The organism is Rhizobium sp. CC-YZS058 (genome assembly GCF_034720595.1).
Classification (GTDB): Bacteria; Pseudomonadota; Alphaproteobacteria; order Rhizobiales; family Rhizobiaceae; genus Ferranicluibacter.
This window is the reverse complement of the sequence record NZ_JAYESJ010000003.1, coordinates 1-21,897: the sequence shown is the minus strand read 5'-3', so window position 1 is coordinate 21,897 and position 21,897 is coordinate 1. Positions and strand designations below refer to the sequence as shown.

17 protein-coding genes and 3 pseudogenes are annotated in these 21,897 nt (G+C 61.9%); 9 read left to right on the top strand and 11 right to left on the bottom strand.

All coding sequences use genetic code 11. The annotated features are described in order from the left end of the window. Positions 1-40 precede the first annotated feature (40 nt). The 3 genes and pseudogenes from U8330_RS20830 to U8330_RS20820 all read left to right on the top strand — a co-directional run bounded on the left by U8330_RS20830 (position 41) and on the right by U8330_RS20820 (position 4,273). Positions 41-1,474 carry an NAD-dependent succinate-semialdehyde dehydrogenase gene (locus tag U8330_RS20830; RefSeq protein ID WP_323107496.1) on the top strand — a complete coding sequence of 478 codons (1,434 nt, stop codon included), beginning with the start codon at positions 41-43 and terminating at the stop codon, positions 1,472-1,474. A 75-nt stretch (positions 1,475-1,549) separates the two neighbouring features. Then, a pseudogene (locus U8330_RS20825) lies at positions 1,550-2,911 on the top strand (NAD(P)-dependent oxidoreductase); the annotation flags it as partial. Between the two features lie 69 nt (positions 2,912-2,980). Next, the gene (locus U8330_RS20820) at positions 2,981-4,273 is read left to right on the top strand and encodes a glycerate kinase type-2 family protein (protein WP_416236949.1); all 1,293 of its coding nucleotides are present in this window, start codon (positions 2,981-2,983) and stop codon (positions 4,271-4,273) included. 511 nt (positions 4,274-4,784) lie between these two features. Here the strand turns inward: U8330_RS20820 and U8330_RS20815 are convergent. From U8330_RS20815 to U8330_RS20775, 9 genes and pseudogenes are all read right to left on the bottom strand, one after another. Next, positions 4,785-6,107, bottom strand: coding sequence for a type II toxin-antitoxin system HipA family toxin (locus tag U8330_RS20815; RefSeq protein WP_323107783.1), 1,323 nt, complete (start codon positions 6,105-6,107; stop codon positions 4,785-4,787). After that, positions 6,097-6,381, bottom strand: a complete 285-nt coding sequence (locus tag U8330_RS20810) for a helix-turn-helix transcriptional regulator (RefSeq protein WP_323107494.1) — start codon at positions 6,379-6,381, stop codon at positions 6,097-6,099. Before U8330_RS20810 ends, U8330_RS20815 begins: the two co-directional genes overlap by 11 nt. Positions 6,382-6,972: 591 nt before the next feature. After that, positions 6,973-7,705: pseudogene (locus U8330_RS20805) on the bottom strand (transposase); the annotation flags it as partial. A gap of 242 nt (positions 7,706-7,947) precedes the next feature. Continuing rightward, on the bottom strand, positions 7,948-8,250 hold the full coding sequence (locus U8330_RS20800; protein ID WP_323107493.1) for a putative quinol monooxygenase: 303 nt from the start codon (positions 8,248-8,250) through the stop codon (positions 7,948-7,950). Next, positions 8,247-9,188 (bottom strand): ABC transporter permease, encoded by a 942-nt coding sequence (locus U8330_RS20795; RefSeq protein WP_323107492.1) that lies wholly within the window; start codon positions 9,186-9,188, stop codon positions 8,247-8,249. The genes U8330_RS20800 and U8330_RS20795 overlap by 4 nt, the downstream gene beginning before the upstream one ends. Next, on the bottom strand, positions 9,181-10,755 hold the full coding sequence (locus tag U8330_RS20790; RefSeq protein ID WP_323107491.1) for a sugar ABC transporter ATP-binding protein: 1,575 nt from the start codon (positions 10,753-10,755) through the stop codon (positions 9,181-9,183). Before U8330_RS20790 ends, U8330_RS20795 begins: the two co-directional genes overlap by 8 nt. Continuing rightward, complete coding sequence (locus tag U8330_RS20785) at positions 10,752-11,918, bottom strand: Gfo/Idh/MocA family oxidoreductase (RefSeq protein WP_323107490.1); 1,167 nt, start codon at positions 11,916-11,918, stop codon at positions 10,752-10,754. The genes U8330_RS20790 and U8330_RS20785 overlap by 4 nt, the downstream gene beginning before the upstream one ends. A gap of 123 nt (positions 11,919-12,041) precedes the next feature. After that, positions 12,042-13,163 carry a substrate-binding domain-containing protein gene (locus tag U8330_RS20780; RefSeq protein ID WP_323107489.1) on the bottom strand — a complete coding sequence of 374 codons (1,122 nt, stop codon included), beginning with the start codon at positions 13,161-13,163 and terminating at the stop codon, positions 12,042-12,044. Positions 13,164-13,201: 38 nt separating this feature from the next. After that, entirely contained in the window at positions 13,202-14,029 is an 828-nt protein-coding gene (locus U8330_RS20775; RefSeq protein ID WP_323107488.1) for a sugar phosphate isomerase/epimerase family protein, read from the bottom strand. Positions 14,030-14,221: 192 nt separating this feature from the next. Between U8330_RS20775 and U8330_RS20770 the strand changes: the two genes are divergently transcribed. From U8330_RS20770 to U8330_RS20755, 4 genes are all read left to right on the top strand, one after another. Further along, positions 14,222-15,577 (top strand): ROK family protein, encoded by a 1,356-nt coding sequence (locus tag U8330_RS20770; protein ID WP_323107487.1) that lies wholly within the window; start codon positions 14,222-14,224, stop codon positions 15,575-15,577. 9 nt (positions 15,578-15,586) lie between these two features. Continuing rightward, positions 15,587-16,591 (top strand): substrate-binding domain-containing protein, encoded by a 1,005-nt coding sequence (locus U8330_RS20765; protein ID WP_323107486.1) that lies wholly within the window; start codon positions 15,587-15,589, stop codon positions 16,589-16,591. Positions 16,592-17,065: 474 nt separating this feature from the next. After that, positions 17,066-18,856, top strand: a complete 1,791-nt coding sequence (locus U8330_RS20760) for an EAL domain-containing protein (RefSeq protein ID WP_323107485.1) — start codon at positions 17,066-17,068, stop codon at positions 18,854-18,856. An 11-nt stretch (positions 18,857-18,867) separates the two neighbouring features. Beyond that, positions 18,868-19,086, top strand: a complete 219-nt coding sequence (locus U8330_RS20755; protein ID WP_323107484.1) for a hypothetical protein — start codon at positions 18,868-18,870, stop codon at positions 19,084-19,086. Positions 19,087-19,745: 659 nt separating this feature from the next. On the opposite strand, the gene U8330_RS20750 is transcribed toward U8330_RS20755, so the two are convergent. After that, the gene (locus tag U8330_RS20750) at positions 19,746-20,708 is read right to left on the bottom strand and encodes an NmrA/HSCARG family protein (protein ID WP_323107483.1); all 963 of its coding nucleotides are present in this window, start codon (positions 20,706-20,708) and stop codon (positions 19,746-19,748) included. Between the two features lie 100 nt (positions 20,709-20,808). Here U8330_RS20750 and U8330_RS20745 point away from each other — a divergent pair, with 100 nt between their 5' ends. Next, entirely contained in the window at positions 20,809-21,165 is a 357-nt protein-coding gene (locus U8330_RS20745) for a helix-turn-helix domain-containing protein (RefSeq protein WP_323107482.1), read from the top strand. A gap of 68 nt (positions 21,166-21,233) precedes the next feature. Here the strand turns inward: U8330_RS20745 and U8330_RS20740 are convergent, their stop codons facing one another. After that, positions 21,234-21,599, bottom strand: coding sequence for an ArsR family transcriptional regulator (locus tag U8330_RS20740; RefSeq protein WP_323107481.1), 366 nt, complete (start codon positions 21,597-21,599; stop codon positions 21,234-21,236). A gap of 75 nt (positions 21,600-21,674) precedes the next feature. Here U8330_RS20740 and U8330_RS20735 point away from each other — a divergent pair. Further along, positions 21,675-21,897 (top strand): annotated as a pseudogene (locus tag U8330_RS20735) (MFS transporter); the annotation flags it as partial.

Genomic DNA, 21,897 nt, shown 5'->3' with positions numbered 1-21,897 from the left:
CGACGGCAACCCGGCCGAGACGCCGGACAAGGAGACACCTATGTATGAAGAAACAATCGACCTGCTGATCGATGGCGTGTTCCGCAAGGGCAGCGAGGGCAAGGAGCAGCCGCTCGTCAATCCCGCCACCGGCGCCGAGATTGCCACCGTGCCGCACGCCTCGGCCGCCGATCTTGACGCGGCGCTTGCGGCGGCGCAGCGCGCCTTCGGCACCTGGAAGGCTGAGACCGCTGTTGCCCGCTACAAGATCATGATGAAAGCCGCCGACCTGATCGACGCCCGGCTGGAAATGATCGCGCGAGTTCTGACGATGGAAAACGGCAAACCGCTCGCCGAGTCGCGCGGCGAGGTGGCCTTCTCGGCCGAGGCGACGCGCTGGTATGCCGAGGAGGGCAAGCGCGCCTATGGGCGCATCGTGCCGGGTCGCGTGCCGGGCCAGCGCCAGATGGTCTACAAGGAGCCGGTGGGCGTGGTCGTCGCCTTCGCCGCTTGGAATTTTCCCGCCTCGAACGTCATCCGCAAGATCTCCGGCGCGATCGCTGCCGGTTGCACGATCATCCTCAAGACCGCCGAGGAAACCCCCGGCACGGCCGTGGCGTTTGCCCGCTGCTTTCAGGATGCCGGCCTGCCCAACGGCGTCCTGAACCTCGTTTTCGGTGTGCCGGATGACGTGTCGCGCCACCTTCTCGCCTCGCCGATCCCGAAAAAAGTATCCCTGACCGGCTCGACAGCCGTCGGTAAGCTTCTGCAGAAGCGGGCGGCCGATACGCTGAAGCGTACGACGATGGAGCTCGGAGGCCATGCGCCCGTGCTGGTCTTCGCCGATGCCGACGTGGATCACGCGGTCGCGACACTGGCAGCGGCCAAGTTCCGCAATGCCGGTCAGGTCTGCACCTCGCCGACGCGCTTCTTCGTGCATGAGAGCATCGCGGCCCGCTTTGCCGAGGGCATGGCGGCAAAGGCGGCCGCGCTCAAGCTCGGTAATGGTCTCGAGCCCGACACGCGAATGGGCCCGATGATTGCCCCGCGCCGCTGCGACGCGATCCAGGCGCTGGTCGATGACGCCGTCGGCAAGGGAGCCGAGCTTCTGGCCGGCGGACGTCGCGTCGAGCAGCCCGGCAATTTTTATGCGCCGACCGTGCTGTACAACGTTCCGGAAAGCGCCCGGATCCTTTCGGAAGAACCGTTCGGCCCGGTTGCCGCAATCATGCCGTTCTCGACCTTCGACGAGGTGATTACGCGGGCCAATGCGCTTCCCTTCGGCCTAGCGTCCTTCGTCTTCACCAGGGATGGTGCGACTGCGCGTGACGCGGAGATGGCGCTGGATGCCGGGCTCGTCGGCGTCAACCACACGATGATCTCGACGCCCGAGACACCGTTTGGCGGGGTCAACGAATCTGGTTTCGGTTCCGAAAGCGGGATCGAGGGGCTGGAGGCGTTTCAGAGGACCAAGTTCGTTTCCGAACTGTTTTGAAAGAGCGCGGTGCGGCCGGCGGCAGATCCGCCAGCTCTCGCAGGAGAAAAGATGACCGACACGTCCACGCCTAAAATCCTCATCGTCGATCTCGTGGGGCTTGCCCGCGGTGCGGATGGCCGCCCCGATCATTCGGCGGTCAAGCGGCATATCGAGACCCGCGGCGGCGTCTTCCATGAAGGCTCGGCGCGTGCCCTGTCGGCCCCGGAGTCAGGCAGGCCGCATTTCTATTACCAGCCGATGCTGTCGACCGAAGCCGAGCTTCTGGCCGAAGCGGGTGACGGTCTCTACGACGCGGTCATCGCAGCGGCCACCTTCCTTCCGAAGAACGTGCGTTTCGATCGTGGCGGCGTGCGGATCGGCGCCGGGACCGGCAATATGGGGTCCGCCAGCTGGGGTGGTGGCGACGGCCGGGGCGGCGTAGCGCCGCTGATGAACACGCCAGGCATCAATGCGCGCGCCACTGCGCAGATGGTGATGAAAGCGCTGCTGCGCGTCTGTCCCGATTTGCCGGTTGAGAAGATGCATGGGCTGGTCGCCGCCGGTCGTTTCGACACCGGCCGCGATCTCGTGCGTTTCCCGACCGCCAAGCTGGAGGGACGGGTCTTCGCCGTGATCGGCTACGGCAACATCGGCCGGGAAGTCGCAAAACTGGCGCGCGCCTTCGGGATGACCGTGCGCATCTTCGCTCGGCCCCGCCACAAGGAATGGATCCAGAGCGAAGGTTTCATCTATGCTGAGAGCGTCAGCGATGCCGCCGCCGGCGCGGATGTCCTGTCCGTTCATCTCGGCATCGGTCCGCTTGGTCCCGACGGCCATGCCAATACGGGCCTGATCGGCACGCAGGCCCTGTCCGCGCTGGCGAAAGGCGCGGTCTTGATCAACTACGATCGCGGCCAGCTGGTCGATGTTCCTGCCTTAGCCGCCGCCCTTGCCTCGGGCCAGATATCTCACGCCGCCATCGATGCGGATCTTTTCAGTGATGCCGAGAGCGGTGCCCTGTCAGGTCCGATGGTGCCATATCTGTCGCTTCTGCCGGAGCATGCCGCCCGGCTGTCGCTGCTGCCGCATGCCACCGCGGACACCGATCATCCGACACGCGTGTCGGGCGCGATTCAGGCGGTAGACCAGATCCTTGATGCCATCAAGCACCGCGTGGTGCGCAATCGCGTCGGCGATCTGGCCGAGGGCTATGTTGACGCGGGTGCCCGGACACCTGCCGGTCTCGGTAGCGTGACGGCCAATGATCTGGAGGCACTGCGTGGCGATGCGGAGCGGATCGACGCCCTGCGCGCCGTAGCCCGCGGACTGATCGAAGCGCTCGACAGATTGGTGAGCGACGGTGCAGAGGCGGCGGGGCGCGATGTGCTGTTGCAGAGCAACGGTCTGGCTGCTTCGCTGCGCGCAAACGCTCTGGAAGGCCCCTTTCAGGGGTGATGCAAACCGGCCCGTGACGGATGTGACGCGGCGCTCGCGTCGTTCGAGTCTTGAAGGAGGATGGAGCCCTTGAACCAGCCGCGCATCGGGGGACCTCATGGTCCCGATAGCGACGCCCGACGCTTGCTCGCCACCCTCTTTCGGGCGGCAGTCGACGCTGCCGATCCGCTAGAAGGCATGCGGCGCCATCTGCCTGCACCGCCCAAAGGCCGCACGGCCGTCGTCGGCGCCGGAAAAGGCGCCGCACAGATGGCCCGCGCCCTCGAAGCTCTATGGGACGGTCCCCTGTCCGGGGTGGTGGTGACGCGTTACGGATATGGCTGCGCCACGCGGTCGATCGACGTGATCGAGGCGTCGCACCCCGTGCCGGATGCGGCCGGGCTTACGGCCTCGAGGCGGCTGTTGGACGCCGTGAAGGATCTCACCGCGGACGATCTGGTGATCGCCCTCATCTCCGGCGGGGGATCGGCGCTGCTTCCCGCGCCGCCATCGGGCTTCACGCTTGCTGACGAGATCGCGCTGAACGAGATGCTGCTCGCCTCCGGCGCGCCGATCTCGGCCATGAATGTCGTGCGCAAGCACCTGTCGATGATTAAGGGCGGCCGGCTGGCGGCGGCAACAAAGGCGCGTGTCGTCAGCCTCATCATGTCGGACATCCCCGGCGACAACCCCGCCCACGTTGCCTCGGGCCCGACCGTGCCTGACAACACGACGCGCCACGACGCACTCGACATCGTCCGGCAATATGGCCTGACGCTTAGCGAACGCGCCATCGCCCACCTGTCGTCGCCGGACGCCGACGCGCCCTTTTCGGAGGATGCCCGACTTGCCGGACATCGCTGTCATATTGTCGCCTCCGCCAGCCTGTCGCTCGAAGCGGCCGCGGCCGCAGCGCGCGCATCCGGGATCGAGGCCGTTATCCTGTCCGATACGATCGAAGGCGAGGCCCGTGATGTCGGTTTCGTGCATGCCGCGCTCGCCCGGGAGATCGCCACCCGGAACCGCCCCTTCGAAAAGCCGGTCGTCCTCCTCTCAGGCGGCGAGACCACCGTGACGCTGCGCTCGAAGGGCGGCAAGGGCGGGCGCAATGCGGAATTCGCGCTGGCCTGCGCGCTTGCCATCGATGGTTTCGATATTGCGCTACTGGCAGCTGATACCGATGGCGTCGATGGCTCGGAAACCAATGCTGGCGCTTTCGCCGATGGGACATCGGCCCGACGGCTTCGCGCCTGCGGGCTTGATCCGCGCAGCCTCCTCAATCGCAACGACAGCTATTCGGCCTTTGCTGCGATCGGCGACCTCTTCGAAACAGGCCCGACTGGTACCAATGTGAACGATTTCAGGGCGATCCTGATGACATGATCCATGCGCCGCGATGAGCGGAGGGCGCTGACACACGCCGCTGGTCGTGGTTTCCGCCGATGCACCGATGGATCGCCGGCAAACCTGCCGCGGCATGTGTCGAGCACCTATTGTACCGGTTACCCATCCCTTGATCTGGAGCATCGACGGATCCGACCGGCACGGCGTTTTTGCGGTAAAGTTTGCGAAAGGGGTTTTCGGCAGCATTGACGCGCCTTTGATCGTCTTCAGCCTCTGCGATAAGGCCTGGACTGCGTACTCCCGTGGATATCTCCATCGTGAAAAACCCCGTCAGCCAGCCCGTCCCCGCGCTATTTGAACCCGAGTCGGTCGACGGTGCAAAGGTCAGAGACAGACGCCAAATGACCGAGCAGGCCTGCGGTCGCTTGGTGGCGGCTGCCATGAAAATGATGCCGGAGGCGGGTTGCTCGGCAGCCCATGGGGCATGTCCGAGGAAGCGGAGAGAGGGTTTCTGCCATGCGCGTCTTTCGAGCTGCCTTGCGCTGTCAGCTCAGGCGCCTGCGCTTGTGAGCAGCGTGTTGCGGCCGTTGTAAAAGGTGTCCTGTAGCGCCTTGTGGGTATCGAGGCCGTCGAGAGCATAGCTGTTGAGAAACTGTCGTCCGGCGAACAGCTTGCGGTCGACGGGGCTGAGGTCGGCTTCGTCGCAGACCTCTTTCCAGAGGGTGGCGATGGTTGTGATCTGCTGTTCGATCAGCGCGGCGGCTTCCGCCTCCCTCAAGTGATAATCGGGCGCGGCGGCGAGCAACGTAGCGAGCGTGCTGGCGCGGCCCTCGCCCTTGATGAGCATGGCTTGCGTCGCTTCACTGCCGGTGCGGCCCTGAGGGCAGATGTCGTAGGCCGGCGTGATCGTGAGCATCTTGCCGTCCCAGAAGGCGGCATGGTTGCGGGCGTGGTCGTCTGTATTGCCGCACAGCACGTTGAAGCACATCCGTCCGTAGAGCTCCTTGAGCGTGTCTTTTGGGTCATTGAAGCGGTGGCGGATGAGTTCGGCTAGGTCTTCGTAGGAAGCGTAGCGTGCCATCATCTCGTCAAGGCCAAGCATGGTCAGTGCTGAGACCATAGCGTGCCGTGTCCAACCGCCTTTCGTGTGTGTGCGGTCAAAGCGCTCGATAAGCAGCACATCCTTTTGGGCGGCGCGAGTCATCGATACCAACGCGGCGTTCAGTCCGCAGGCAGATGCCAGCTTCATCGCGATGAATTCGGCCTTTACGACGCTATAGGTATCATTGGCGGCCGAGAATTTGGCGATGAATTTCTTCGCGCCGTCATTGATCAGTGCCTTGGGACGCGCGCCGCCGATCGACGTGCCGTGATTGATTGCCTGGTCGAGTGCCGGGGGCAAGGGGACGCCTTCTTCAATGAGGGTCGCTGCCTCCATAAGCTCGTCAAGCGATGCCTGTGCTGCAAGGCGGGGGATATATTCTGTGGACGATGCCTGGAAATCGAGAGCGCCAATCCGGTCGGAGCCTGACTGCAGCAGGAAGGTGAGCTCGCTGATTTCGGGTAGGCCGGCAGCATCAGGTTTCTTGCCCGTCAGCCGATTGATGATGACGCGGCGTCCCCACGCGTCCGGCGAGCCGTCGCGGATGCAGCTGGCCATCGATAGGCCGTGAATGGGCGCCATGGTGCCTTCCTGGAGGGGCAGTTCCGGCTCGTAGATGGGAATGGCGCTTTTTCGGCGACGGTAGCTCGCCCCGTAGGTGAAGAGCAGGCGCTCGCCATCCTGATCGAGGCGGGCCGCAACCACCGGCTCCGTTGCGCCCGGGAGCCAGACCCAGACGAAGGCTTCGCGAGCATCCGCCTCAGAAGTCATCATCGACCTCCTTCACGGCGTTGCGGACGCTTCTGGGCAGCAGGGTCAGTTTTTCGTCGAGGCGGGCATTGTGCATCTGGACCATGCGCTCGTCGTAGTCGAAGAGGCGTATGCCGACGATGGAGGCGACTTCGAAGACGATGCCGATCTCGGGACCTGGCGCGCCTTTTTCGATGCTGGACAAGGTCGTGCGGCTGATACCGGCGCGGTCTGCCAGATCCTGCGCGGTCAGGCCGCGCTGAGTCCGCCCAACGCGGATCAGCTTGCCGAGCATAATGAGCGCCTGGAGTGTGATCCTGGAATAGACTCTTTGACGGGACACGATTATCGATTGTTCATTCGAGTGGACGTGAAACGGGCTTATGCCCATAATTTTGTACATTCAGCCACGAGGTTGATGGTTCGTCAAGTGCTGTTCATTCTAGTGGTCATCAAGGCTAATCGTGTCCAAAATGTTGTACATTTGGGAAGGTTGAACCGTGGGGTGTTGCGCGATCTACGTTCACGGATAAAGCAGGATAGGTGCGTGTGCGTATGACGTCGCCTGATGGGGCAGCTTCGCCGTGCGTTTTGGCAGGTGGGAGAAGAGAGCGCCTGGCTGAAAGCGGTCTCTGTTTCTCGAGGATTGTAACGTGAGAGGGCGCGGCGGAGACGGGCAGCCCCGCTCCTGAAACCATTTCCAGCGAGCCAGTTCAGGTCGGCCTGAGTTTCCGGAAAAGTCCGCAGGTCCCGCGCGACGCAGCGCTCTTAGGCTGCAGTTCAAAGGCGCAGCGCTTCCGTCTGATAGGAGCGGTTGCGGACACCACCCTGCGGGCCGCCGCCCGATTTCGATTTGCCATCTCGACACGACGCACCGGCCGCTCTACCCCGCACGGCCCACTGCATTGCGCCGAAAGTGAACCCTCCTCCTCTGCCAGGGAGCGGAAAGCACCTTCGACACGGCTGCCTTGATGCCCTTATGGCATCGAACACCACGAGGTCCATGCCGCCGAGCCCCTCGCCTCGGCACCTTGCACAGAAGCTCTGTCCAGCTCGGCTCGGCTTCGGATGTGCCGATCTCCAAGCCCGGCACCTCGCGTCGGCCATCGGTGTTCACCCCCAAGAAGATGATGACAGCGACCGAGACGATGCGACCGCCGCGACGATCCTTCAGACAGATGGCAATAATGCACCGGTAAGGGTATTTGCCTCCGGTCGGCCTGTCGAGATAGGCCTTTACCTTGTCGTCAATCTCTTCGCAGAACCGGAATACCTGGCTCTTGGAAATGCCCGACATGCCCAGCGCCTTGAGGTTGCGACAAACCTCGTTTGCGCTGTGGTCATCCACGGATCCGGTCGAACAGCCCTGGATCTAGGCCTCTTGTATCACCGCAGTCAGGGCATCCCCGTCTCCGGCGCGGCTCTAGGAGCCTCGGGGAGTGGCTGTTCGTGCGGAGCTTGGGACTGCGCGACTCGACGGTTCCTGCACGCGTCTCCCAGTCCCGGTCGCGATAGCCGTTGCACTGGGCGAGCCGGAAGCCATTCCTCTCGTCTGGCCCATGCCGGTCTTCCCGCCCTTCAGCGCCATCAGCGGCAACGCCGATCATCTCTCGGATCAGCTATGAATGCAGCCACACCACGTTTTGGGACACGATCGCAGCAAACGACAACCTGGCGATTGCCTCTTCAGCTTTGGGTGCAAAGCTGCTGCATGTTTCGCCGAAGCCATCATCACAATACGAGATCCGGGAATGGCAATATGCAATCCTCACGCTCTTGACTGACAAGATCCACCAAATTGAGATCAGAGCGCATCTGGCTGCGCCTTTCCGCGCAAGAAGCGCAGCCCCGCGAAGCTTGCTTAGGTGGCAAGGCAACCGAACATCCGCAGGTGCCGGATCTCGATCGGCTTTGCCAGAAGTCTGTCCATCTCAGACAGGAGCGGCACGAGATGCGGCATTTTCATGTGCTGATCCAGGTCTTCCTGGCTTCGCCAGTTCTCGTAGAAAACAAAGACACACGCGTCAGCCGCGTCGACATGGAAATCGTAATTGATGCATCCGGCTTCCGACCGTGTCGGGGCGACCTGTCTGCTGAGTATGGCCTCCAGCTCATCGCGACAGTCTGGACGCGCCGTTACCGTTCCGATGATGGTGACGGTCATGATGCGGTCCTCTTCTGGCTAAGCGCGACAGCGAGGATGATGATGCCGCCGCGGGCAATCAGCTGCTGGCTAAATTCCAGCCCCATGAGGATGAGCCCGTTGTTGATCAAGCCGATCATCAGCGCACCGACGATGGTTCCGACGACTGTGCCCTTGCCGCCGAACAGGCTCGTGCCGCCAAGCACTGCCGCCGCGATGACTGAGAGCTCGTCGCCTTCGCCGAGCTGGAAGCGGCCTGACTGCAGGCGGCCTGCATAGAGCATGCCCGCCAGAGCCGCCGCGGAGGACGACATGACGAGGACCTTGAACTTGATATTGCGGGTGTCGATACCGGAATAGCGGGCTGCAGTTTCGCCGCCGCCCGTCGCCAGCACGCGCCGCCCAAAGCCGGTGCGCCGCAGCACAATATGGCCGATCACGCCGAGCACCACCATCCAGATCAATAGCACGGGGATCCGACCGAAATTGCCGCCGCCGAACAGCCAAGTATAGCCGGGCGAGAGGATCGGAACAGCCGCTGTCGCCGAGATCCACATCGCCACGCCCTTGGCAATTCCCATCATTGCCAGCGTCGTAAGGAAGGACGGTATGCCGATGCGGGTCGTCAGCCAGCCATTGAAGGCGCCGACTGCGAGTCCCGTGGCGATCCCAGCCAGCACGCCGGCAATGGGTCCGCCGACGGCGATGGCCATGGCAACGGTCACCGTCGTCAGGCCAGCGACTGCACCGACCGAAAGATCGATCTCGCCTGCCGACAACACGAAGGTCATGGCGATTGCCATGACCGCGATCATCGCCGTCTGGCGAACGATGTTCAGCAGGTTGTTGGGCGTGAGGAATCCCTTGTCGTTCAACGCCACCGCGAAGACGACAAAGATGGCGATGAAGCCAATATAGATGATGTTCTGGCGCCAGTTGGCAGCGAAAGACTTAAGCATTGAATGTCTCCTGGGCCGCGAGCGCCCGCTGTATCTCGGTCTGCAGCTTCTGCTCTGCTGCCTGCAGGCGATGCGCCATGTCTTCGGCCGGCACGGTAGGGTCGTCGAAAGTCTCGCGCGGAAGATCGGCGTGGACGCGGCCGTCCGCCATGACCAGGATGCGGTCGCAGGCCGTCAGCAATTCCGACAGCTCCGAAGAGATCATGATGACCGCCTTGCCGGAGGCGGCGAGGTCACGCACCAGCCGAATGATTTCAGCCTTCGAGCCGATGTCGATCCCGGCGGTTGGTTCGTCAAGGATCAGGATATCGGGATCGGTGGCCAGCCACTTGCCGATCACCACCTTCTGCTGGTTCCCGCCGGAAAGGGTGGATACGGCATGATCCCTGCTGGCGGTTTTGATTGAAAGCCGGCTGATCTGTTTATCGGTGAGATCAGCCACCGCTTTGCGGTCGACCAAGCCGGCGCGCGACAGCCGCTCGATGACGGCGAGCACCATGTTGGAGGCGACAGTATGCGCTGGGATGATGCCCTGTGTCGCGCGCGCTTCCGGCACCAGGGCCACGCCGTTGGCGATCGCATCGCCGGGCTTGCGGATTGTGGCCGCCCTGCCCCTGATCTGGATCGAGCCGCTGGCTGCGGGTTCTATGCCGGCGAGGAGCCGGGCGAGCGAGGACCGTCCCGAGCCAAGCAGCCCTGCGAGGCCCAGGACCTCGCCCGCATGAAGCGTAAAGGAGACATGGTCCGGTTTGTGCACGCCGCTGAGATCGGAAACCTCCAGCAGAACCTCACCCCAGACCGACGAGCCGCGCACGACATCCGAGAGACCCTTGGAGCGCTTGCCGACAATATGTTCGATCATGGTGTCGATCGGCAGTTCGGAAAGCGGCGCTGTGATGACATGCTTGCCGTCACGGAGGATGGTTGCGCGGTCAGCAATGCGGGCAATCTCGTCCATGCGATGGCTGACATAAATGATCGCGACGCCCTGTGCCTTGAGCTTCCGCAGGAAGGAAAACAGGCGCTCGACGTCGGAGACGGCCAGTGCCGTCGACGGCTCGTCGAGCACCAGAACCTTCGCATTCTGAGAAATCGCCTTGGCAATCTCGGTCAGCTGTTTCTGTCCGGCGCCGAGATCACCGACCAGTGCCTTGGGATCGACGGAGACTTCAAGCAATGCAAAAAGGTCCGCCGCGCGGCGCTCCGCCTCGGCATCGTGGATCAAGCCCGCGACGGTGCGGCTTTCGCGTGTCAGGAACACGTTCTGCGCTACGGTCAGCGTCGGGATCAGGCTCATTTCCTGGTAGTTCATGGCAATACCGGCGGTGCGCGACTCGTCCGGCGTATGCGCCGTCAGTTCATGGCCGGCGACAACGACCCTGCCCTCATCCGGCTTGTGGACGCCGTTCAGGATTTTAAGGATCGTGGATTTGCCTGCGCCGTTGCCGCCCAGAAGGGCGTGGACCTCACCGGGCATTACCTCCAGATCGACGCCTTCAAGGGCGCGGACGCCCCCGAAGGTTTTCGAGATGCCGGTCATCCGGACGGCAGCGACGGGCGTGGTCATCCCACTCTCTCCCATACACCGCTCTCGCCGGAACGGATGAAGGCATCGGCCACGAGTTCGGTCAGCAGACCGTCTTCGAAATTCGGGCTCGCCGGCCTGCCCTTGGCGATCGCCTGGAAGAAATCATAGCACTCGACGATCTTCGTTTCCGAATACCCGATGCCGAGGCCGGGGATCGGCCAGAGACCGCCACCATAAGGATGCGCCGGACCCGTATACACGGTGCGGAAACCCCTTGCATCGGCAGGATCGTCCGCGAACATGACCTGCAACTCATCGCGGCGCTCATAGTTGAAGTGGATCGAACCCTTCGTGCCGTGGATCTCAAGCGTGATGAAGTTATTTCGGCCATAGGCGTTGCGGGTCGCCTCGAGGCTGCCGATCGCGCCATTGGCAAACTTGAGCATGGAAACGACCTCATCGTCGACATCCACATCGCCGCGTTCGGCATCGGCCGCTTTTTCTGCTGCACCCAGCTTGTCTATGCCACCTTGCTGCAGCGGGCGGCTCTTGTTGTATGTGGTGGTCAGCGCAATAACTTCCGCGATTGGCCCGACGAGGTAGTGCGCAAGATCGACCACATGCGTGCCGATATCGCCGACGGCGCCGGAACCGGCGATCTTTTTCTGGAAGCGCCAGGAGAGCGGCGAATCCGGATCCGCCGACCAGTCCTGCAGATAGGTGCCACGGAAGTTCAGGATGCGGCCGATCCGGCCTTCCTCGATGTATTTCTTCGCCAGCGCAACAGCTGGCGTGCGGCGGTAATTGAAGGCCACCATGTTGGTGACGCCGGCGGATCGGACGGCTTCGGCCATGGCGCGGGCTTCCTCGACGGTGCGGGCCAGCGGCTTTTCACAGATGATGTGCTTGCCGGCCTTCGCCGCCTCGATGGCGATTTCGGCATGGACATTGTTCGGCGTGCAGATATCGACCACATCCACATCCGGCCGGTTGACGGTGGCGCGCCAGTCCGAGGAGGCTTCCTCGAAGCCGAAGCGCTGGCGGGCTTCCTCGGCCATGCCATCGGTCACATCCACCACCACCTTGCGGTGCGGAATGGCCGGGGCGGGCCAGAAGAACATCGGCATGGCGGCATAGGCCATGGCATGCGCCTTGCCCATGAAGCCGCCGCCGATCATGGCGACGTTCATCACTCTCGTCATCGAGGTTTCTCCTGATTGGTGCAGCTAAGGGCTGCTGACTGTGCCGGTGGGATCAGCGATTGCCTTCAACCGGGTCTAACAGGGGACGCGGGGCACACAGTTGCCGCGCGTCCCGCTAGGCTATCAATTGCCGAGACTAGACTTGATATTGTCCGTCGCCTCGGTCGAGTAGACCGTCTTCCAGGCATCCTTCAAAGTGTCACGGGTGACTGGCAGGGCTGGCAGAGCAACAAAGGCCGGGGCCTCCTTGCCGATCAGCGCATAACCGGCAAGCTTGGCTTCGACGACGCCTGCATCATAGGGGCGCTGAGCGCCTAGGCCCTTGACGAAACCGTTCTGCGCCATTGAGATCGCGACGTTTTCGCCGAGGTCGATGGTGGTAATGATCAGGTCCTCCCGCCCTGCGTTGCGTGCGGCGGCGATAACGCCTTCGGCCGGGACATCCCAGACTGCCCAGATGCCGTTGATATTCGGGTTAGATGTCAGAATGGCACCGGCAGCCTTTTCGGCATCACCGGAAAAATCGGGGCCGCCGATGCCCTGTTCGGCGACAATCTTGATCTCCGGATAGTCGGTAGTGATCGTTTTCTTGAAGGCGTCGTAGCGCTGCTTGGTCACAAAGAAATCCGCGGCGTGGAACACCAGGCCGATCTCGCCCTTGCCACCCAGAGCCTTGGCCATGAGATGTGCGGCAGCGACACCATTGCCATAATTGTCGGCCGAGACCACGGACGTGTAGTCCGTGCCTGCCTTAAAGCCGGCCGGCACATTGTCCATGAAGACGAGCTTGGTGCCGGCATCCGCTGCGGCTTTGTAAGCAGACGCTGTCGCGGTCGGATCGGTCGGGATCGAAACGATGATGTTCGGCTTCTGCGCCATGATGGTTTCGAGATCGGCCACCTGCTTTTCCGGCTTGAAGCCGGCATCGGTGACTGCAATCACCTTGATGCCCATTGCGGCAAACTGCGTCTGCAAGCCATTGATCTGGGCGCGGGACCAGTCGTTGCCGCCGTAATGCATGACGATGGCAGCCGTTGCATTCATGCCCTTGACCTTGGCCAACTCCTCATCGGTCAGCGTGATGGCGGAGGCTGGCGACGGGTCCTCACCCGACGGCCCCTTCGAGAGAACCGTCTCCTGCAGCTTGGCAAGCGCGGCATCGGGATCGGCGGCACGCGTCGGAGCCGCGATGGAGAGAGCTGCCGCGATAGCCGCGGAGCATAAGAGAATGCGTCTGGTAATCATGGTTTCCTCCCGTGGATGGGGCCTTGCCCCAGCGGCCTTCAATCTTTCTTGAGACGGGCCGATTTCAGATAAGTCATGCTGGCACGAGCGCCCTCCAACGGGTCGAGCCAGGCATCGAGTTCAGCGCAGATCCAGCCCTCGAAGCCGACCTCGCGCAAGGCGGCAACGATGCTGTCCGTCGGCACGTCACCCCGATCGAGCGGTGTGAAAGCGAAGGGTTCGCGCTGCAAGCCCTTGAGATGGACATAGGTGATCCGCGCGGCATGCTCTCGGATGAGCACGGCAGGATCGCCACCGGCCGCAGCAAGATGCGCCGTGTCCGGACAGAAACCGATACCCGTGAGAGCGAAGATCTTGGCGACCTCTGCCGGCCCCTCGACGATGGTCGATAGATGCGGATGATAATGTGCGCTGAGGCCTCGCGCCTTCGCCAGTTCATCGACACGATCGAGAGCGGCGGCAAGCTTGTGGAAGTCTGCCTCTCGGGTACCGTCGAAGCGCTTCGCCCCGCCGCCGACAACCAGATGCGGAGCACCGAGCTCGGCAGCCCGGTCTGCGGCACGAGTCACGCGGGCCAGCTCTTCCGGAAGGATATCGTCGAAGATAAAGTTTCCGCCAGCATAGGTCGCGACAAGCGAGAGACCAGTGTCGTCGAGCAGGGCGCGCATATCGCCCACCGGGAAATCGAGCAGATTTCCATCGAACAGCTCGACACCCTCGTACCCCGCCGTGGCGATATCGGCAAAGGCGCGCCGCATGTCGCCGAAGGTGCGATAGGCAAGCTGCGTGATCGAGGTAACGCCAACAGCGTTTCCACCCAAGTCGCCCCAACAATTGGCGTGATAGGCCAGCTTGCAACCATCCATGGCCATCTCCTCCCAAAGACATTTCCATCCAATGCGAGACTTGAATGCGCCGAAATAAGGCGCTTGTCAACAATATTTATGCATTTACCACCGTACTTATGCTGATTTAATGCAGAAGTTTTGGGTTGCGCGCCGCAAGCGCCGGAATTATCAAGAGTTTGAGCGCCTGCTTCGCGCTGAAAGGAATCGGAAATGCCTTCCACGGCCAAGAATGAGGCCACTGTGCAACCGCGCCGAAAAGGACGGCCGCGCACGGCAGAGACGGCTGCGCCAAGCCTCGTGGAAATCCTGAGCCTGGTGCGAACCGAGAGGGCCACGACCCGTCAGGAGCTTGAGCGCCAGAGCGAACTCGGGCGCGCTGTCGTGGCAGACCGGCTAAGCACGCTGACGGATCTTGGGTTCGTGGACGAAAGCGAGCTTGGAACTGCGACCGGCGGCCGCGCACCGCGATTGGTGCGGTTCTCCGCCAGTCGCGGCAGCATCCTCGTCGCCACACTTGACCAGACGGCCCTCGGCGTCGGTCTTGCCGATCTCGGTGGTAATCTGAAGATGGAGCACCACGAGGCGGCCGACTTGACACAGCCAGCCTCCGCTCTCCTCGATCGCCTGACGACCCTCTTCCGCTGGATTCTCGACATGCAGCAGGGATCAGGTGAACTCTGGGGAATTTCTATTTCTGTACCCGGGGTGGTGACGGAAAGCGGCGGAAGTTTCTTTCAGGATGAAACGCCGCCGGTTCTGCCGGGTTGGGAGAGTTTTCTCCTGGTTGAAAAATTGGTGGACGCCTTCGATGTTCCGATCTGGCTACGGTCGAGCGTCGAGACGATGACGATGGGGGAATTTCACTCCGGCGCAGGCTCCGGCCGTCGGACCATGCTGTTCGTCAAGGTAGGCAAGCGGATCGGTGCTGGACTGGTCAACGATGGCGTCCTCTTTCGGGGTGCCCAGGGCGCGGTCGGACTGATCGGCTCCGTGCCGGTCAGCTACGGCGAGCGGCACGGGACGCTGGAAACGATGGCTGGCTCGGAAGCGATCATCCGTGAAGGCCGCGCTCAGGCGGACAGGGGTCTGAGCGCGATCTTGTCGGACCATGTCCGGCGCGGCGGCGAGATCACCGCCGTCGAAGTGGCGCAAGCTGCACATATGGGCGACGCCGCAGCGATCGAGATCCTCTCGCAAAGCGGGCGCATGATTGGCCAGGTCGTCGCGACGCTGGCAAACATGCTGAATCCCGAACTGATTGTGCTCTCCGGATCGATCGCCCAGAGCAACGACATCCTTTTGGCGGCGGCCCGCGAAGCCATCTACGGCGCGTCCCACCCGCTGGTCAGCCGGGATCTGCAGATCATCCGCTCTCAGATGGGCAGCTCCTCCGGTCTCGTTGGCGCGGCCATCGTGGCCGTGGAAAGCCTGTTTTCACCCGCGGTTCTACGGGATTGGATCATGGCAGGGCGCCCGCAGGCGCATCCGCAGTTCGAAGCCCTTCGCGGCCGATTGGAGACGCAGGCTGCAGACGTCGCCGCAGTCGTGCCGCCTCCGAAAGCATGAGGTGCGCCAATGGTGATTGAAGGCCTGGGACCCCACGGCGAACGCGCCTCTGCCCCTGAACGGGTCCTGCTCTTGCCTGAGGACAAGGCACGTGCACGGGCTGCCGGCCTTCGCGTTGCAATCGTACTTCATACGCTCGCAAGCGACTGGGCGAAGCAACAGCTGGCAGGCATCGTGGGAACGCTCGGCGATTGCGGTGTGGCGGTCATCGACGTGGTTGATTGCGGCTTCACGCCCGAGGTTCAGATCGAGGCGCTGGACCGGCTTATCCGTGAAGCACCGGACGCGATCATTTCCCTGCCGGTCGCCAATGCGACAGTCGCTGCCGCCCATGCCCGCGTTTCCGCGGCCGGGATCAAGCTCGTGCTGCTCGACAATGTCCCGACGGGCCTGCTGCCGGGCAAGGACTACGTGTCTTTGATCTCCGCCGACAATTTCGGCCTGGGCAAGATGGCGGCAGAAGGTCTTGCGCCGCATCTCGGCGAGGAAGGCGATGTGGGGGTGCTCGGCTACGACTCGGACTTCTTCGCGACCAACGAGCGCGAGATCGCCTTCGTCAAATGGATGCGGATCAACCGTCCTCGCCATCGACTGCACGTCGCCCGCTTCCCTGCTCTTGCCCTTGCTGGCACGACGGCCGCGGCGCTGGCGAAAAAGCACCCGGGCCTAAAAGGCCTGTTCGTGGTTTGGGATACGCCCGCAATCGCGGCAGCTGCGGCCTTGGCCTCCAAAGGTCTGTCCGTTTCGATTGGCACGGTAGATCTCGGCAAGGAAGCAGCTATCAGCCTGTCGGGCGGCGGCCCCGTCGTGACCATCGCGGCCCAGCAGCCGTTCCGGCAGGGACAGACGGCCGCCTTAACAACGGTCACCGCCCTTCTCAATCGCCTGACGCCAGCCTGGGTTGCCCTGCCCGGCGTCTCGGTCACGGCGTCCAATGTTGTGGAATGTTTCCAGACGATCTGGAGGTCTCCAGCACCCCGGGAAGTTTTAAGGCAGCAGAACCTGCTCCGCTGAGTTTGGTCCGGAATTTGCTGATACTGTGAATGATTTTTTCGGTGCGCCGGGATGGAAACTGACATGCCCCCTCGACGGGAATTTTTGAGCCCTCGTCTAGACCCCACGGATTTAAACGCAATCAAAGCGGGCGTGAAGTAGCACGACGCGTTCCGGTGTACTCGGAAACTAGAAAGAAACCTTGTCTCGTACGTTAGATGGTCCATAACAGACTACGAAAAGACGAGCATTGCTTGGACTATAATTGCGTGTGTGACTGCGAACCGCCTCTTTAAGGGCGCGGGTGTCGCGGCGAGCCCCAGTACCGTAGGAATAGATCAGCCGAGACGTTCCCGGATGTCACCCTCTGATACCCGTCAAATGGCCAAGAGTGCGGCAGAGCAGCGTGTTAACCACGCCGCAAGCCGTGCCGGACGGCATACTCCGCCTTAACGCATCGCTTGCGACAAGAGGTCGTACAAGAAGGATGTTTTGATGATGGACGGGTTTGTCGTAGATTTCGCACACAATGAGCAGGCTCGGCTGAACGCTCTACGGAACCTGAACCTCCTCGACACATCGCCTAGCGAGAACTTCGACCGGCTGACCCGCTTGGCCAGCCGTCTCTTCAACGCTCCCGTATCGACGATATCTTTGACCGATCAGGACCGTCAGTGGTTCAAGTCGAAGGTCGGCGTCGACATCACCGAGATCCCGCGCGAGCAAGCCCCCTGCTCTTATGCGATCGAAGGAAATGATGTCTTCGTCGTATCGGACCTGTCAGCCGATCCGCGTTTCATCGACAGCCCTTTGGTGAACGCCGGTATCCGGTTCTACGCCGGTGCGCCACTGTTTACAAAACAGGGCCATGGGCTCGGCACCCTTTGCGTGGTCGATGATAAGGTGCGCGAACTGGATGACGCGGACCGGCAGGTGCTGCGTGATCTGGCCGGCATGGTCATGGCGCAAGTCGAACTCCAGAACACGATCGGAAGGGTCGACGCGAATACAGGCCTTGCCAATCAGTATGCGCTTCTAGAGCACCTTGAGGAACTGGCATCGCGCGAAGCGGATGAGGCAATCTCTGCCTTCTTGCTGGAAATTGCATCGCAGGACCAGACCGGTCATGGGCAGCGTGTTCTTGGGGCCTCTTTCACAAATGCTCTTATGCAGGGAGCGGTGGCGCAACTGCGGTCACTGGTTGGCAACTCAGCAACACTGTACCAGGTGGCACCTACCCGATGCGTGCTGCTGCTGTCCTCCAACTTCGGAGGGGACATCCCCAAGCTAACGTCTGATATTTTGAGCCTGCTCGAGCTCCCGATCGAATGCAACGGGATACCCGTGCTGCCAAAGCCGTCACTCGGCCGCTACAGCTTTACCTCGGGGCGGGTTGCGCCTCAGGACGTGTTGCGCCGACTGTTCAACGCACTCGAAGACTCGATCGCCTCGGACGGTGAGGAGATCGATTACTCCGCAAGACGCGACGATGAGCACGCCCGTAGCTTCACGCTGATCAATGACTTCAAGGCCGCCCTGGACAATCCAGAGCAGCTATCCCTGCATTACCAACCACGGATCGATCTCGTATCTGGAGCGTGTATCGGCGCCGAAGCGTTGCTGAGGTGGACGCATCCAGTTCTTGGCCCGATCCCACCATTCGATTTCATTCCGGCAGTCGAAGAGACCGCACTCGTACGGCCGCTGACCGAATGGGTGATCCGTGCGGCGGCAATGCAGGCAGTGGCCTGGGAAGCCCGGGGCATCAGCTTGAAGGTCTCTCTAAACATATCAGCCCGCAACCTTGATGAACATGATTTCGCTCAACGGGCACTGGCCATCATTCGCGCCTCTTACGCCAAGCCGAGTCAGCTGGAGTTCGAATTCACGGAAAGCGCTGTAGCTCGGAACGCTGCGCGGGTCGTCGAACAGCTTAACGCATTGCGAGACGCAGGCATCGTCATCGCGATTGACGACTTTGGCAGCGGCTACAGCAACCTCTCGTACCTGCAGTCCCTCCCGGCGTCTGTTCTCAAGATCGATAGGGCCTTTATCCGTAGCCTGGAAACGTCAGAGCGTGACAGGACCCTTGTCCGCTCGATCCTGTCGATGGGGCACGATTTGCACTACAGGGTGGTGGCGGAGGGCATCGAGACACAAGTGACTTATGACATGTTGCGCCTGTGGGGATGCAACGAGGCGCAAGGATTTTTCATGTCGCGCCCCGTCAGAGCTCACGTGCTGGAAGAATGGCTCTCGGCTGGCCGTGAAAGATCAGCTGGCTGAGGACCAGTTTGGTGAGAGCGCAGATCGAGCCGCTTCCTTACCTGCGTCTCCAGCTGCATGAATCGCTGAATGATGGCTTGCAACAGGTCCCTTTCTGCAATGGCCTCCTGCACGACACCATCCATTTTTCTCAGCAGTCGCTCAGCGAGATATCGCTCTTTTGCGCTGAAGCCCGCACCGTTTGCGATGAGGTAGCAGAGGCTCTGCATGTGCCGAGGACTGCGGTTTGAGGCAGCGGATGCCAGCCAATCGGTTCTTGAAATTCTCATGCCGTCTCCATTACGGGGACGAGTACGAGATTTCAGCGTCCAGAGTTTCAGAACGGCAAAGCGACCACGGCCCGATTCGCGCCGCGTGCCTACACGCCCGCCTCTTGGAGCGTCTGAAAGACTTCGAATGCCTCGGTTGCTTCGCCGGTCGATGGCAGCTCGAACGTGCTGCCGTTGCGCCCGCGCGTGACCCAGCGCGAAAGAACCCTGTCGCCCGTCTCATTCGGGAATCATGTCCGGATGCTGATAAGTAGCGTCCAGCACCAGCCTTTGCATGAATGCAGTTCCCAGGCGCTTCGCGGCCCATCAAGACATGACCAGCCGTCGCAGATCACCCGTCCTCGGTCCTGAATTGGCCCGTAGCCTGCGGAGGTGCCCGGATACCCTGAAAGAACTCCATGATGAAGCAACGACTTCGATTGAGGGATCCGACATCGGTCTTGCCACGTCAGATGCAGTGTCAACGCATACACTGGCCTCGCCTGACATCGTCAAAGTGCTGATGCCGGGTCTTCCAGTTAATGTCATCTGAAGCTGATTTCTCTCGCGGTTCGTCCTCCGCCCGGGCCGTCCCGGGGACGGCAAGAACAGCAGCCAAAATGTGCTGTCGACGGACGACGCTATCGCAGCGCCAGAGGCGTACTGGGTGTTGTTAACGCTTTCTCGAGGAGCGGGCGCCCGGGTCCGGCCAGCCAATCATCGAAGCTGAGCAACGGCCCGAATTCGCGGCGTAGCGCTTCTAGATCGGCGTTACCAGCCAGCCGCCCGTCATCAAAAAGGTCGGCGAGACGTCCGAGAAACGCATTCTCGCGCAGAAGGCCGTCGGGGAAGCGACTGAAGGTGATCGGCCGGCCGGAGGCGCGGCTGAGGCTCGCTTCGAGACGACGACCGGTGATCTCGTCACCGGCGATCTCCAGGGTGCGCCCTCCGTAGCGCGCGGGATCAGAAAAAATGGCGGCGACGATCCTGCCAATATCCTCGACGGCAATGACCTGCGCCGTCTGATCGTGCCGCACGAAAGAAAGAAATTTCCCCTTATCAAGCCCCATGCCGGGCAGCATCAACAATTCCATGAAGCCGGACGGGCGGATGATCGTATTTGTCAGGGGCAGGCTGCGGAGATGTGCCTCGATCTCCGACTTGCTGTCGAAGTGGCCCATGCCGGTTTTCTCCGGCCCGGCCGCATTGACAGAGGTGTAGACGAAGTGACGGACACCTTTCTGATTGGCGATGTCGGCAACCCTCTTCCCGTACAACATCTCCTGCTCATCCGTCATGCTATAGACAGCGCCCTGGCCGGAACTCGGCTGGACGCTAAAGACGCCATAGACGCCGTTCATTGCGCTGGCGAGTGAGCCGGGGTCAGAAAAATCGCCGACAAAGAGTGTTATGCCCAGCCGCGACAGCGACTGTGCCTTGGGATGGTCGGGCGCGCGCACGAGCGCGCTGACAGCCCATCCCCGCGCGATCAACGCCTTCGCGACTGCTCCGCCCTGCTGGCCGGTGGCCCCGAAAACCAGGATGGTCTTCCCCGTTTCACTACCCTCGGGTCCGCCGGCTTTGCGTACAACGCGCTCTGACATGCCTGCCTCCTTTTTGCTGCAGACTGCTTAGGTATACATATGATACGTGAATGCAATTACGCACCTGTTTGCTACCAGGTTGCTTGAAGGATCCCGAGCCATGACGTCCTCATCCCGAGAGGGCCTGGAACTCAACCGTGCAGTGCTGGATGAGATCACATCAAAATGGTCGCTGCTGGTGCTCGACTGCCTTTGCAGCGGCCCAATGCGCTTCAATGCGCTTCGGCGCGCCAATAGCGGGGTGACGCAGAAGGCTCTGACCCAATGCCTCCGCCGGCTAGAGGCAAGTGGCTTCATCATCCGCTCCGTCGTCAGCACGGCGCCTGTGGCGGTGGTGTACGAGATCTCGTCCCTTGGTCGTTCGCTGGAGCCGCATTTGCGCGCCATCCTCCAATGGACGGAGGACCACCGCGATGAGGTGCGCGCTGCTCAAGCTGCGTTTCGCGAACGTCGGTAAGCGCATAAGAGCGAAACGAAAGGTTGTCTTCTCATGCGAAACCCAATCTGGCGTAGCCCGCGAACGGCCTAACCGAGCGGAGAGGCTGCGCCGTCGGCCTCTGGGACTGCAGCGAGCACGGAAGCAAGCAACCCAGGAAAGCGCGCCTCGAGATCGTCCACGCGCAGCGACAGGCGACGGCCGCGGCCGCAGGGTTCGTTGCGAATGATTCCCGCCTCGCGCAGCACCTTCATCATATGCGATTTCGTCGACTTCGGGATCGAGGCATCCGAGAGGTGACACCGCGCCATGTCGAGCGGCCCTTCCGCAAGCTGGCGAACGATCGCCAGGCGCTCTTCATCACTGAGTGCGAACAGAACCTGCGTCAGCTTCAACGCGCTGGCGTCAGGATGGGGCAGGTCGAGAGAGGTGGCAGGCGCTTCATCGATGATCATGGTTCGATTCTAGTTGAACCGTCTGGGGACTGCCAGTAGATTTGCGTTCGAAAAATTTCGAACAATCGAGCCCCCATGCCCAACGTCCTTTCCAACACGCCGGCCCATTCGACCGCCGGCCTCCGCTTCACTCTGGCGGGTATGGTGGTCATGATGGCGGCCGCCAGCGCTCCCTCGCCCTTCTATCCGCTTCTGCAACAGGCGATCGGCTTCACGCCGTTGACCCTCACAGCCATCTTCGCAGTTTATACGGCAACCCTGCTCGTCTCGCTGCTGATCATGGGTTCCCTCTCCGACC